4 protein-coding genes are annotated in these 13,939 nt (G+C 43.8%); all 4 read left to right on the top strand.

Translation table 11 applies throughout. The annotated features are described in order from the left end of the window. Positions 1 to 218: 218 nt before the first annotated feature. The 4 genes from M9194_RS10175 (at position 219) to M9194_RS10160 (ending at position 13,885) form a co-directional block, all read left to right on the top strand. Entirely contained in the window at positions 219 to 1,355 is a 1,137-nt protein-coding gene (locus M9194_RS10175; protein ID WP_250612532.1) for a ParB family protein, read from the top strand. A 1,259-nt stretch (positions 1,356 to 2,614) separates the two neighbouring features. Further along, complete coding sequence (gene fabD, locus M9194_RS10170; RefSeq protein ID WP_250612531.1) at positions 2,615 to 4,549, top strand: ACP S-malonyltransferase; 1,935 nt, start codon at positions 2,615 to 2,617, stop codon at positions 4,547 to 4,549. 40 nt (positions 4,550 to 4,589) lie between these two features. Then, on the top strand, positions 4,590 to 9,971 hold the full coding sequence (locus M9194_RS10165; RefSeq protein ID WP_250612530.1) for an amino acid adenylation domain-containing protein: 5,382 nt from the start codon (positions 4,590 to 4,592) through the stop codon (positions 9,969 to 9,971). Beyond that, the gene (locus M9194_RS10160; RefSeq protein ID WP_250612529.1) at positions 9,968 to 13,885 is read left to right on the top strand and encodes a beta-ketoacyl synthase N-terminal-like domain-containing protein; all 3,918 of its coding nucleotides are present in this window, start codon (positions 9,968 to 9,970) and stop codon (positions 13,883 to 13,885) included. The genes M9194_RS10165 and M9194_RS10160 overlap by 4 nt, the downstream gene beginning before the upstream one ends. The last annotated feature ends 54 nt before the right edge of the window (positions 13,886 to 13,939 follow it).

Genomic DNA, 13,939 nt, shown 5'->3' with positions numbered 1-13,939 from the left:
CGACTATTTCGATTCCGTGAGCTTGAACGTTTACTGTTAGGTGGCAGGAAGGTGATGCCAATTATTACTCTGACGAGTATGAAGTTGCCCAGTAGAGCCTCTTCGGCTTCTTACAACGAAGCGCATGGAAGCCTTAGTATGCGCAGTTAGCTCGATGATATCTTTTTATCGTGAAGCTAATGCTCAAATTTCTACACGTGAAATTCAAGGTTAACATTATGGTTAATTTATTTACCAAATCCAAAGATGACCAAGCCAACGCCGCCTCAAAACAATCTGAAGAACAACTAAGGGTGAATAACCTTATTTCAGAAAACGATAGCCTCTTCAAAAATGTTCAAAAGGTGATTAGTCAGCTTGGTGAAGGCGTAACCAAAGATAAGCTGTCGAAACTTCTTGGAATTTCTGTAGAAAATGCGGGAATTGAGTTTCCGATGAAGGATGGACGTATGGTCGTTTTCGATTTAGTGACGGTGGATCCAGAATCAATTCTTAAACGTACCCATGTTCATGGTTCCAATGATCGGGAGCAAGAAGCTCTACACAATCCAGAATCGCTAAGTGATTTGATGTCAAGCATCGGCCATACGGGAAACTTTCTACCTGGTGTAGCCAATTTGCGGGATGACGGTGATTTTGATGTTATGGATGGTTCACGACGCCGATTGTCTACTTATTATAAACGGGTACCTTACCGCCTATATGTTCCTCGCGAGCAAATTAGTATGGCTGATGCAAAGTACGTTGCGGACTTATCGCTGTTGCAAAAAGCTCTATCTTATCGGGAAAAGGGTAGGGCTAATGCTAAAGTGATGCAAAACAATGGGTTCACAGAGGTAAAAGAACTGGCCGTCTATCTTTATGGAAATGGCTACGATAGAAGTGAGTATGAGACATTACGTGTACAGATAAGTGCCGCACAAATACCACTGTCCTTGTGTGAGTTGATCCCCGACTACAACAACTTGACGGTTAGGCAGTATAAAGTACTCATCAAAGTTAACGACACTTTCCAAGAAAAGCCCAACGATTTACTTGAGTTTATACATAGTTTGAAAAGTCGCTTAGATGGGGTCGATCCTGGAAAAGCCTTAACGGTGAAAAAGCGCAAAGCGGCGTTAGTTTCAGAAATTGAGACGGCAAGGCTAGAGTTTCTAAACAAGAGTAAATCTGGAGAGAATACTACGGGCACGGTTGTCACGACTTTGGCTAAATTCAAAGACAAGAATAAAAGTATCAAAAAGGTTACCAAAGGAGAAAGTACTACATTTCAGTTTAAGCGAGGCGATAAGGCGCTGATTGAAGAAATTGAACAGCTTATCGAACAAAGAACGAAATTCAACCGCTATACATAATATTTTTGTATCTTTTTGTTCTTTGTGATTGTCCGTATGAATACAAACTGTTTGTATCCCATACGGTTTCATTAAAACCAGTAATATTTATGAATCGATATTATAAAACTCGCTATTTTAGCCAAGGCGCTCGCAAAGTTTGAATTTTTATTTTTGAGTAAAGTTGAGTGATTGTCACGTTTATCGTTAGGACTGTTCATATACTAAATATCTGCGTTATCAGGACGTTTTGATGACGCATTTTATTAGCTAGATAAGCAACTTGATTCTTTGCAATAGAGTTCACTGTTGGGTATCCAATTTAGGCGTAATTCCTATTTTTTATTGTGATAATTTTTTGACGGACTTTGCCCTACGAAAGAGTTGTTAGGTATATAGACCAGATATATCTAAATATTGAAGTTGAGCCAATACATTAAAATGTAAAATAGTTAGAGAATGTAAATACAGTATACTATTTCTGGAACTGGTTTAACGAAAATCAAGTGTTCTACTATTTATCCAGGCTCTATAGAGCTCTTTATCGAAGTAAAAAATAAAAAACCATGTAATGCTTATGTTAACTTTTGGAGTGATTTTGATATTAGTTATGACAAGTATACTAGATATTATTTTCTGGATTTTATTTTAAGGAACAGTCAATGCACTCATATAATAATTTTATTCTATTGTTATAAACTTATACTGATTATATAGCGTTGTATATATCGCTATGGAAACATTTCTCCTGGGCATAGCTTATTCTACTTGTCCTGCGTTATGAGTCGAGGATATGAGATTAAATTGAGTATTATGACTAAGGTTTTCCAGAAAGGTTCAGCTCGTTCTGTATGTTTTTTATGAATTTTTGTAAAAATAATATAAAGGTAATTATGCCATAAAGCTAATGATTAAATATTATTATGATGATTGATTTATCTTATCATTAAAACTGGCATCTTTGCTGGCTCTATTATTTGTTAGCTTTCAGTTATTTTAATGTGATTTTGGTTTGGTGTTAGTTGATAATTCTCGTATTTGGAATTTAAAATACTATTATTGTTCACTTACTTTTTTGTTATTAATTCATATAGAATAAAATTAAAGTAAACGTTAACCTTATTAAACCGTAAGGTTCGTCTTATTTTTACTCATTAAAAAACACTAGGTTGTGATCCAGCAATCTTGCTCTGTGTTTGTATTGCTTCAGTGCAATTATCAAAAAGTATTGTCAACTATCAGTTGAGACATAATTCATTCATTATGAGGATACAGCTATTATGACCAAAGCCATTGTATTCCCCGGGCAGGGATCTCAAGTACTCGGTATGGGAAGAGAGCTATTTGAGTTATTTCCTGAATTAATAAAATCCGCCGACTCGATACTTGGGTATTCCATTGTGGATTTATGTCTCAGAGACCAAGATGGGCTGTTAAATAAAACTGAATACACTCAACCCGCACTATATGTAGTTAACATATTAAATTACCTAAGAAAATGTCGATTACAAGGTGAGGATGAGTTAGTTACGTATTTGGCTGGACATTCTCTAGGAGAGTATTGTGCACTCTTTGCTGCTGGAGCATTCGACTTTGATGTTGGCTTACGACTGGTTCAACGTCGAGGTGCTCTAATGAGTCAGGCTCCTAAGGGAGGAATGGCAGCAGTATTAGGGCTATCCGTTGATGCTATAAAAGACATTCTCTCACAAAATCAAATTGATAGCATTGACCTGGCCAATATTAATTCCTCAGAGCAAATCATTTTGTCTGGCCTTAAAGATGATATAGAGAGCCCGTTAATTAATCGTCTCTTTACTGCAGCGGGAGCGAGTTACTTCCCTCTGAATGTTAGTGCGGCCTTCCACTCTCGATACATGAAAGGAGTAGAGAAAACATTTGCCGACTTCCTTGCAAGCTTTGAACTGCGCCCTTTACAAAAAAAGGTCGTCGCCAACGTTACGGCAAGGCCATATCCTCAACAAGGATACGCAGACCTGCTTTGTAAGCAGATCTCTAGCCCAGTTAAATGGTATGAATCGTTATCCTGGATGCTGAAGCAGGGTGTGAACAAGTATGAAGAAATGGGGCCAGGTACAGTATTAACCAAGCTAACCGATCACATCCTCAAATCACCACTGCAGATAAAAGAAACGCCGGTTAAAGATTCACGAACCCCAGATTTACACCAATCTCAACGACCGCAAAACCTGCCTATAGAAAGAGGGATCGTGTTCATGTTTGGTGGCCAGGGAATGCAATATTTTCAGATGGGTAACGAGCTATATCAAAAGAATGAAGTTTTTCGCCGTCAAATGGTCGCTTGCGATGCACTCGTTAGGAGTGAGATGGGTTACTCAGTCATTGACGTTATTTATAACCCGTCAAGTACGATGGACGAGTCGTTTGACAACATACTTCATACCCATCCAGCGCTTTTCTGTGTGGGATATAGTTTGCACGCCATGATGCAGAGTCTAGGCGTCCATCCAGACAGTATTTTGGGCTACAGCTTGGGAGAGTTTGTTGGCTTAGTGGTATCTGGATGCTTGTCTTGGCAAGAAGGCCTAATGGCAACTATTCGGCAAGCTCAGCTGTTAGTAGAACGTGCTCCTGATGGCGGCATGATGAGTATTCTAACCCCAGTTTCTCACTATGAACAACGACCAGATCTCTACGGAAGAGCAGAGGTGGCTGGCGTGAACTTCTCTGATAACTTTTGTATTTCTGGCACCACTGATGAATTGCAATGGGTTAAGCAAAACCTGGACAGGGAAGGAATCACCTCCTTGATGCTTCCAGTGCGCTATCCCTTTCATTCAAGTCAAATGGAACAGCTTAAGCCTAAGTGGCACACCATATTTGACGGGATTACTGCCTCTGCTCCTAGGATTCCCTGTTTTTCTTCGGCTCATCGGCGTGCGGTTACTGCTGAGGACATGCAGGATATTACAAGTTTTGCTTGGAATATTATGCGCCAAAGTGTGTCTTTTTATCAGTCCATCAATCAAAACTTTAGTGATAGCGCGGATATCACCTACATCGATCTGTCACCCAGCGGGACACTGAATAATTTCATTAAATACTCGAACAAAAAGCACAGCCACAGTTGCGCAACCATTAACCCGTATGGGAGAGATGTGGCAAGTGTTGAAAAGGTTGTTTCAAGTCTGGCTAACCTTGTCGCTACAAAACCTGATCCAGCAGTACTTTGATAAGCAAACCACCTGGAAGCAATAGAGAGGCTCTACGACAATGAAATCATTTTATCAGCTTTTCAGCGAACACGTTTTACGTTGCCCGGATGCGATAGCAGTTCAAGATGAACATGAAAGCTTAACTTATATACAGCTTGACCGTCGAAGTATTCAATTGGCCAGTTATTTGCAATCTCACTTGATCACAAAGGGTTCCAGAGTTGCATTGTTGATGAATAGATCCGTTGACCTCGTTGTCAGCATGTTAGCCGTTGCCAGAATGGGAGCCGCGTATATTCCGCTGGACCCAACGTTTCCCGCTGAACGGCTTATAAGGATGCTAACAGATAGTCAGGCTGACCTAGTTATTACCAAAGACGACTTTACTGGAATTGATATTGAGCGCCTGAAGCAAACCAATCAGCACTTAGACCTTCGCCAATATAGTGCTGAGGCTTTCAAACACGAGCATCAATTTCAAGAAGTGGAGAGCTTTGCTAATCAGCTTGCTTATATCATATACACATCTGGTAGTACTGGGCAGCCTAAAGGGGTGATGATATCTCATGGTTCCCTAAGTAACTTTTTGCTTTCTATGGCAAAAGAGCCAGGTCTTGTACAAGGTGACTTGCTGCTCTCTGTGACCACTCATAGCTTCGATATTTTTGGCCTTGAAATATGGTTGCCTTTAATCACAGGTGGGCAATGCTATTTGTGCCCAGATAAATCGGTCAATGATGCTCAAAGGCTTGTTGCGCTAATTCGTGACCTTAGCCCGGCATTAATACAAGCGACACCAGCGACTTGGTCGATGTTATTTCAAGCTGGTTGGACTAATGAAGAAAAGGTGAAAGTCTTGTGTGGCGGCGATGTAATGCCACGTACTTTGAAAGAGCATTTTGACCGTCATGGCTGCAATGTTTGGAATATGTATGGCCCGACAGAAACAACGATATGGTCAACAATATGCCAGCTACCATCAGGCAAAGACATTTCTATCGGTAAACCTATCGACAATACTCAGGTCTATGTGGTTCGAGATGATATCAGTTTGTGCGATACAGAAGAGCCAGGTGAGCTTTGTATCTCGGGGATGGGGCTTGCGATGGGGTACTGGAACAATCCTGAGCTGACGGCAGAGAAGTTTATCGATAACCCATTTGAACCTGGTGAGCGATTGTATAAAACCGGCGATCTGGCTTATTGGGATAAGCAGGGCGATCTTATGCACTTAGGACGTTTGGACCATCAAGTGAAAGTGCAGGGCTATCGCATTGAGCTAGGCGACATTGAAGCGAGCCTCGATCAACACTTAAGTATTGAAAGTGCTGTTGTGGTTGCAAGGAAAAATAGTACTTCAACCCAACTGGTTGCTTATTTGGTCTCTGCAGATGGCACAGAAGCGGTGAACAGGCCTGATGCTAAGGCACTTAAGCAATATTTGTTGGATCGCTTGCCAGCTTATATGGTACCAATGTTCTTTCAGTACATAGATTCAATCCCACTCACACCTAACGGCAAAGTGGATAGAAAAGATCTCTCACAACGCTCAATTTCTTTGCGAGAGAATGATGTCCCGTCTGTCTCAAACATTACACAGTTCATCGTATCTGAATGGTCATCACTTCTGGATTTGGAAGGCATTGATGATGAAGCAGTATTTACTGAAATTGGCGGAAATTCTATCGCTGCCAATGCTTTTATTATCAGGTTAAATTCCCAATTCGCGATCGAGATGACGCTCGAGGGTCTTGTTAGGTATGAGACACCGAAATCGATTGCCAATCAAGTTCAGCTGATGATTCGTAACGGTGCTAACAAGTGTGACAAGAGATCTAAAAATACCGGGTCTACCTCTTTGGATGCATCTCAATCGGAAGCTGAGTCCATCGGAAGTAAAGACGTCGCTATCATAGGTATGGCAGGCCGTTTCCCAGGAGCTTCCTCGTTAGATGAATTCTGGAACAATATAGCGACAGGAAGGAGTGTCATTACTGAAGCCCCTGAGGATAGACTCTTTTGGTTGAAAAAGGACACGACCGACAACTCGACTCCTTTTTGGGGAGGGTTTATCTCTAATGCATTTGATTTTGATCCCGGCCATTTTCACATATCACCCAAAGAAGCTGCCATCATGGACCCCCAACAGCGTCTTATGTTGACATGTGTTTGGCATGCCCTCGAAGATGCGCGAATTGCTCCAGCCGAATTTTCTAAAAACAAAACAGGGGTTTTTATTGCAGCGGCGCCAAATGCTTACGCTGAACGTGCAATACGTAATTCGGACAATGTCGGCTATTTTGCGACCTCTCATCTCTCCTCTATGATCCCGGGTCGAGTATCCTATGTATTTGATCTTATTGGGCCTAGTGAAGTGGTTGAAGCGACGTGTTCATCATCGTTGCTTGCCGTTCATCGAGCCGTTAAATCCATTCGAGAAGGCGAATGTGAACAGGCTATTGTTGGCGGTGTTAACCTGCTTTTGTCAGCTGACTATCACAACAGTTATGATACAATGGGATTGCTGAGCCATGACGGAATGACTCGATCTTTTCAGCAGGATGGCCGTGGATACGTACGATCCGAAGCTGTCGCGGCTATCATACTTAAACCTTTGCACAAAGCGATTGAAGATGGTGACGAAATTCATGCGGTGATTAAAGGGACAGGAGTGAGTCATGGAGGCAAGGCGAGCTCTTTGGCTGCCCCTAACCCAAGAGCGATTAACATGGCGTTATCAAGTGCGCTTCAAGACAGTGGGCTTCCCGCGGAAAGTATCGATTATCTTGAAATGCATGGTACAGGTTCAGTCATTGGGGACAACGTTGAGTTTGAGGCGACCAATAATGCTTATGTACGCCAGTCTAACAATACTGAATATCACACTCTAGGTAGCCTTAAACCCGTTATGGGGCACGCGGAAGTTGCATCTGGTATGGCCGCTTTATTTAAGGTCATACTCGCTATGCGTCATGGTGTCATGCCAGCTATTCCAGGGCTGGCGAACAGTGCAAAATCTGTTTCTGGTGCTGACTTCCATCTTTCAGATGAAAATAAAGCTTGGAATAAAAACCTTAGACGTGCAGGGATAACCAGTTATGGTTTTGGCGCCGCCGCCCACCTCATTCTGCAAAATGCTTCTACTCCGCATTCTCAAAATGCTAAACCAATAAGTACTCTTAAGTCGGATATAAATTCCTATCTATTTGTGTTTTCTGCTCGCACAGAGACTCAGCTTGAAGTTCTTCTTGATGATATACTGAGCTTTTTTAAAGCTAGCCAGGATTTACGTGCTTTGGATTTGGCTTATAGCTTAGCGGTTGCACGCCAGCCTATGAAGATGAGATTTGCAGTACTTGCTTCTTCCGTCAAAGAGTTAGAAGAACAAATACGTTGCTACCTACACATATTGCGTGCTCAATCCGATCCTGATCATTTCAATCTTCCTAAATTCTTATTCTGTTCGAAAGGATTACCCGGCGCTATGGGCGCGTATGTTAATGCATCTGGACAAGAGGCAAGCTTGGCTATTGATTGGGTGGGTGGTGGAGATGCGTCATTTTCTTCCCTGTATCAGGATAAAGGCGCGGCTCGGATTGCATTACCGCCATATCCGCTACAGCAGAAAACATACCGTCTTACTCAACACCATCAAGTCCACGTATCGCGCAGCAGCGCTTTAGATACGCAAGACAATCAGAACAAAGCCAAGAGAATTTGTGTTATTGGCGCTGGCCCTGGTGGACTGGTCATGGCGAAATCATTACTAGAAGAAGGCCAACTGCCTACGATTTATGAGAGCCAAGTGCAATTAGGTGGGGTCTGGAATCTCTATCAACACAAAAACAGCGGCGTTTACAAAACGACTCGATTCCAAAATTCTAAAGACACTAGCTTCTTTTCTGACTTCTATCCTGAGATGGCAAAAGACATGTTTCCTGGAGTCTCCGATGTTCGTGCTTATCTTGAAGCGTATGCCGAGCATTTTGATTTAAAGCGTTATATCACACTCGATACTCGAGTTGTTTCAGTCAAACAGCAAGGTGAAAAGTGGAAGGTAGTGGTTGAAAGCGGCGGTAGCCAGAGGACAGAAACTTATGATGGTGTGGCACTTTGTGCGGGACGTTACCACACTCCACGTAAGGCTAGGATACCGGGTTTAGATAATTTCAAAGGTCAGGTCATCCACGCTGGGCAATATTATGACAACGATCTGTTCAAAGGGAAGCGTGTTCTTGTTGTAGGTAATGGTGTAAGTGGGATGGATATTGCTGGTGAAGCCAGCAAAGTTGCGGATAAAGTGTTTTGGAGTATCCGGTCCAAAAAATTCATTTTGCCACGTATGGTCGGTTTTTTACCCAATGATTTTGTTTCACCGGCCTACCTATTGATGCCTGAAAGAGATAGAGCGCAACGAAACTTAGATAGGCTGGAGCAAGCCGTTCCTGACTACCATAGCTCTATGCAGGGTAGCGGTATGATGCCTAGCCTAGAAGAATTTCGCGTGCACCCTTTTATCCATATCAATGAAGAAGTCGCCGGGTTGGTTGATTCTGGGCGCATTACTACGCTCTACGGGCAGGTAGAGCAGTTTAATGAAACATCTTGTATTCATGAAGATCGCTCTCAAGTGATTGCTGACATTGATATTGTTGTTTTATGCACAGGTTACGATACCCGCGGTGGTATGCGTTGCCTTGAAGGCATCGATCCGGCTAAGGACTTTGCGATGGGACTGTTTTACCGAGAAGAGCCCATGCTGTTTAACCAGAGCGCATTGCAGGAAATAGGCGTCATTGGCACATTTCCTTATCTAGAAATCGTCTCTCGTTGGTATGCGCAGGTAGCGTCTGGAAACTATCGCTTGAGCCAAACGGAGCTTTCAAATCAAGTGGATCCCAATGCCATCATCATGGTGCCAGTCACTTGTCTTATTATCGGTATCAAACTGGGCTTGGTACCTGATCCAAGAAAGGCGTTTAAATCCTTCTGGTCTTATCTCGCCTCGCCTTGTTTCCCCGCTCAGTATCGGTTGTACGGTGCACACACCAGTGCCAAAGCGACTGATGTACTAGAGAGAAGTCGCAAACGAGCATTTATTGATGACGAAGCTCGTGAACCCGAAATCCTCAACGTAAAACTCCGGATTATCGCGGGTTTAGGCGATGAGGCTATGGGGTACCTACATGAAATTGGCGAGATATCCGCTGAAGAATACTCTGAGGCTAAGGCTTTGGCTTCGGAGGCAATCACCCTTGATTGGGATAGTCAGTTTTTGCACCCAATTGCTCCGTCAAAAGGGCAGCTTGGGCAACCCAACGCCATAGACCCTTCAACTATCCGATTTCATGAATTGGCACGACGCCTGGCGAACAAGGAGTTGTCTGCTCAGGACTTTGTAAAAGAACTGGAGCTTCAAGTAACAGAGGCAACACTATGACATATATAGACACTTTCGTAGCAGATGTTCAAAACGGTTTGATAAATTTTGAAGATTCGGTTTCCATCATCGCCAATATCTCTCAGGCAATGGATAAGGTTACAAGAGAGGAACAACCAGAACCGGGGTTGGATATGGAAGCCATTGTCGATGATGTTATGGCAATATTATGCATGACATTAGGCATCACCGACGAGGATGTTAGTCCAGATTCTAGTTTGTCAGACTTTGGTTTTAACTCTATTTCTCTCACTGAGTTTTCCAAGCTGCTCTCGCTGCGATATGGGCAACTCAACCTACCGCCATCTTTCTTCCTAGAAAATCCATCCATAGAAGCGGTTGCTGGTTTTATAGCGCAGTCATGTGGAGCTAAACTCAACGCCAATGAATCCACTCACAGTGAGTCGGTACACGACCTTATTAGTGACAAGATTAAAGAGCACTATGAGTATCGAGCTGCTCATCAGAACATAGAGCTAGATCTTGAACCGAACGAGGCGTTTCATCCGGTTAGTGAAAAGAAGAAAGGCATCAGTGATATAGCCATTATCGGTATGGGCGGACGCTTCCCTCAATCCAACGATATTGCAGACTTTTGGCAAGGCCTATTAGACAACCGCTCTTTTATTTCGGAGATCCCGAAACAAAGATGGGATTGGCAAGCCATATTTGGTGAGCCTGAATCGCCCAACAAAACCGACTGCCACCACGGTGCTTTTATAGATGGCATTGACGAGTTTGATCCGCTTCATTTTAATATCGCGCCAAGCGACGCAGCCCTGATGGATCCTCAACATCGGCTAGCCATGGAAGTGGTGTGGGAAACGTTGGAAAATGCAGGCTATAACCCTGATCAGTTGCGCCGTGAGAAAATCGGCGTATTTCTGGGTATTGAGCGTAAAGATTATGCTGACCGTATCCGGGAGCAAGGGATTGAGGTCGACGGATATCTCAATACCGGAAATGCCCATGCGATGTTGGTTAATCGTATTGCCCATTTTTTTGATTGGACGGGGCCTGCTCAAGCGGTAGATGCCGCATGCTCTAGTTCGTTTGTCGCTCTCGATGAAGCGATACATGCTGTACGTTCAGGAAGAGCCAATGTGGCGTTGGCAGGAGGGGTTCACCTTACGTTGTCTCCAGATGTGAACATCTATAACCGCAAGCTTGGGCTTTTTACGGGTGAAGGGGTGGTTCGTCCGTTTGATAAGCATGCAGACGGACATTTCTTCAGTGATGGCCTTGGCGCAGTGTTGATAAAGCCATTGGCTGATGCTGAGCGGGACGGTGATGAAATATACGGTGTGATTCGTGGCATGTCTGTTCGTCATGGTGGGCAAAGCCTGTTCCTCACTGCACCTAACAGTGAAATTCATGAAACGGTTATCAAAGATGCGTTAACGGAAGCCCGTTTAGAAGCTCGAGACATCGACTATATTGAAGCTCAGGGGACGGCAAACCCTATTGGTGATGAAATTGAGCTCAAGGCGTTTAGCTCTGTTTATACTCAAGAAAGTGCCCCTCACTTGGGCTCCATCAAAGGTCACGTAGGCCATTTTTCTGGTGCTTCTGGGATCATCTCTCTCATAAAAAGCATCTTATGTTTGAAAAACGATACGTTGGTGAAAACGGCCAACTTCACTGCTTTGAACTGGAATGATGAACAGGGAACCTTTCCTTGCCAAATAGTGACAGAAACCACGCAGTGGTCACCCAAGCTAAGTAATGGTAAACGTGTTCCTCGTCATATTGGCGTTCACAATTATGGATTTGGTGGTATCACCGGACACGCAATCTTGGCTGAGTACCTAGGCGATAAAAATCAAGCTGCCACTGAGAAAGGGAGCAAAGAAGAGCATGCTGTCGTTTTATCTGCTAAAAGCAAAGCACAGTTAAGCACTCAAGCCAAACAACTGTACGCGTATTTAAAAAATGGAACCAGTAACATCTTTGGTCAGAACGATACTGACCTTCGAGATCTTGCGTTCACCCTTCAAACAGGGCGCAAAGCCTATGAATACAGGTTGGTTATTTTTGCCGTATCAACAGAAGAGCTTCAACAGCGACTGGAACGTTATTGCGAAAATCATATCGACGAGCGCTATGTTTTAGAGCGTTCGGCTAGCACAGGTAAAGACGTGCGAGCACTGTTTGGTTCAAAAGAAATGGTAGCAACGCTTGCGACTTGGGTTACCGATAGAAATATTCGCGGCTTAGGCCAAGTATGGTCACTTGGGGTATCGGTAGATTGGAGCGGTCTTTATTCTCATGCGCCTAAGCCAAGGAGAGTGGCACTTCCAACCCATCCTTTTGAGCGTAAGAAGCTTTGGTTTACTCAAGTTGAAAGCGAGATAAATCGGCGTACAGACATCAAAACAGAAAGTGCTTCAGTCACTCCCATGTTGCATGTCAATACTTCAAGCTTCTTCGGTCAGTCTTATCTATCACATTTTTCTAGCTACGATAGCTGCTTTGATCAAACCAATCATAATGGGACGACTGGCTTTCACTCACTGTGTTATTTGCAGATGGCCGCAGAGGCTGTGAGCCATGCTCTTCAAGTCAATGGTGAGTTAGTCAATTTGTCTGTTTTAGATGTGACTTTTGCTGAGCCTCTTGAATTAGAACAGGGTAATCAGGTTTCGCTCATTACTCGTGTGGAGCCAAATGCTGATCAGTCAGTGAATTGCCGCATTCTCCGTCATCAGCCAATGGATTCACCCATAGATGAAGAAGAGATGTTTAGTGCTACCCTAGTGCTGGAAGAGACATTGGCCCCCCCTCAAGTAGATAGAGACAAATTAGCGGCTGGTTTCGAACAGTGTGAAATCAAGCTTTATGAAATTGATCAGCCGGGCTGTGTTGATACAACAGACGCTTGGATATCCAAGGTTTTGCTTCCAGCACTCGCGTTGCCGAACACTCACATACAATCTCTTAACAACGCGGTTTTCTATGTACCTGTGGGTCAATTGACCAAGTCGGCCGCTTTTGTCATCAGTGTGATTGATACCGATAATGGCAATTGGTTGAACGTGAATGTTTGCGATAAGGAGGACCATTTACTCTTAAGCCTTCATGGCTTATTGGTTATTGAAGATTCGGCTCAAAAAGCGATAACACAAGAGCCGACTCTAGAACGCATGCCTGAGGAGTTCCGGGGCATGATCCCTACGTTAAACGGGACTGGTGCCATGACAACGCGCTTACCTGCCTGCTCAGGTATGTTTGTTGATTACGCCGCTTCTACGGGAGACGAAGTGTTGGATATGGGTTGCGCCTATGGCGTCGCTTCTATTGCTGCGCTTGAACGTGGTGCGCGAGTTTTAGCTGTGGACATTGAACAACAGCACCTATCCATCTTATCAAACCTAGTCGAGCCGAAATTACAAGACCGTCTAGAGCTGCTATGCGGCAAACTTCCAGGGCTGAACTTACCACAGAATCGTTTCTCAGCGATCCATGCCGCGAGAGTACTTCATTTTTTATCACCGGATGATTTCTCTGCTTCCATTCGCAAAATGGCGACTTGGTTAAAGCCAGGGGGCAAGTTGTTCATTGTTTGCGATTCTCCCTATTTCCCACATTGGGCCGCAAGGGTGAGCGAGTATGAAAACCTCAAAGAAGCGGGTCATTCTTGGCCAGGCTACATCGACGATATCGCTGCCTTTTTTGCTCAGCAAGTTCATGTGGATGGCCTTTCTTCATCAGAAGGCGATCATGCTGAAGATGCCTTGAAGGGTACCCCATTCATAAACCTCGTTGACCCAGATGTTCTTGCCCGGGAGTGTGAGGCTGCAGGCCTTCTTGTTGAAATGGCGGGCTATGAAGGTTTGGCGTTAGATGTGGACGGTACTCAATCTGACAGCGGTTTAGAGCACGCTAGTATCATTGCGGTCAAGCCACTTTCATGACATCTGAAAAACTAGCAATGCTACAAGAAATAACAAGCTAAATTAAGGGGATAG

Source organism: Vibrio sinus, from assembly GCF_023634645.1.
GTDB lineage: Bacteria > Pseudomonadota > Gammaproteobacteria > Enterobacterales > Vibrionaceae > Vibrio > Vibrio sinus.
This window is presented reverse-complemented; position numbering and strand designations above follow the sequence as displayed.

What these genes read in the sequence shown, in the direction of transcription:
- fabD (WP_250612531.1), top strand. Translation starts at nt 2,615, where the DNA reads ATGACCAAAGCCATTGTATTCCCCGGGCAGGGATCTCAAGTACTCGGT.
- M9194_RS10160 (WP_250612529.1), top strand. Translation starts at nt 9,968, where the DNA reads ATGACATATATAGACACTTTCGTAGCAGATGTTCAAAACGGTTTGATA.
- M9194_RS10175 (WP_250612532.1), top strand. Translation starts at nt 219, where the DNA reads ATGGTTAATTTATTTACCAAATCCAAAGATGACCAAGCCAACGCCGCC.
- M9194_RS10165 (WP_250612530.1), top strand. Translation starts at nt 4,590, where the DNA reads ATGAAATCATTTTATCAGCTTTTCAGCGAACACGTTTTACGTTGCCCG.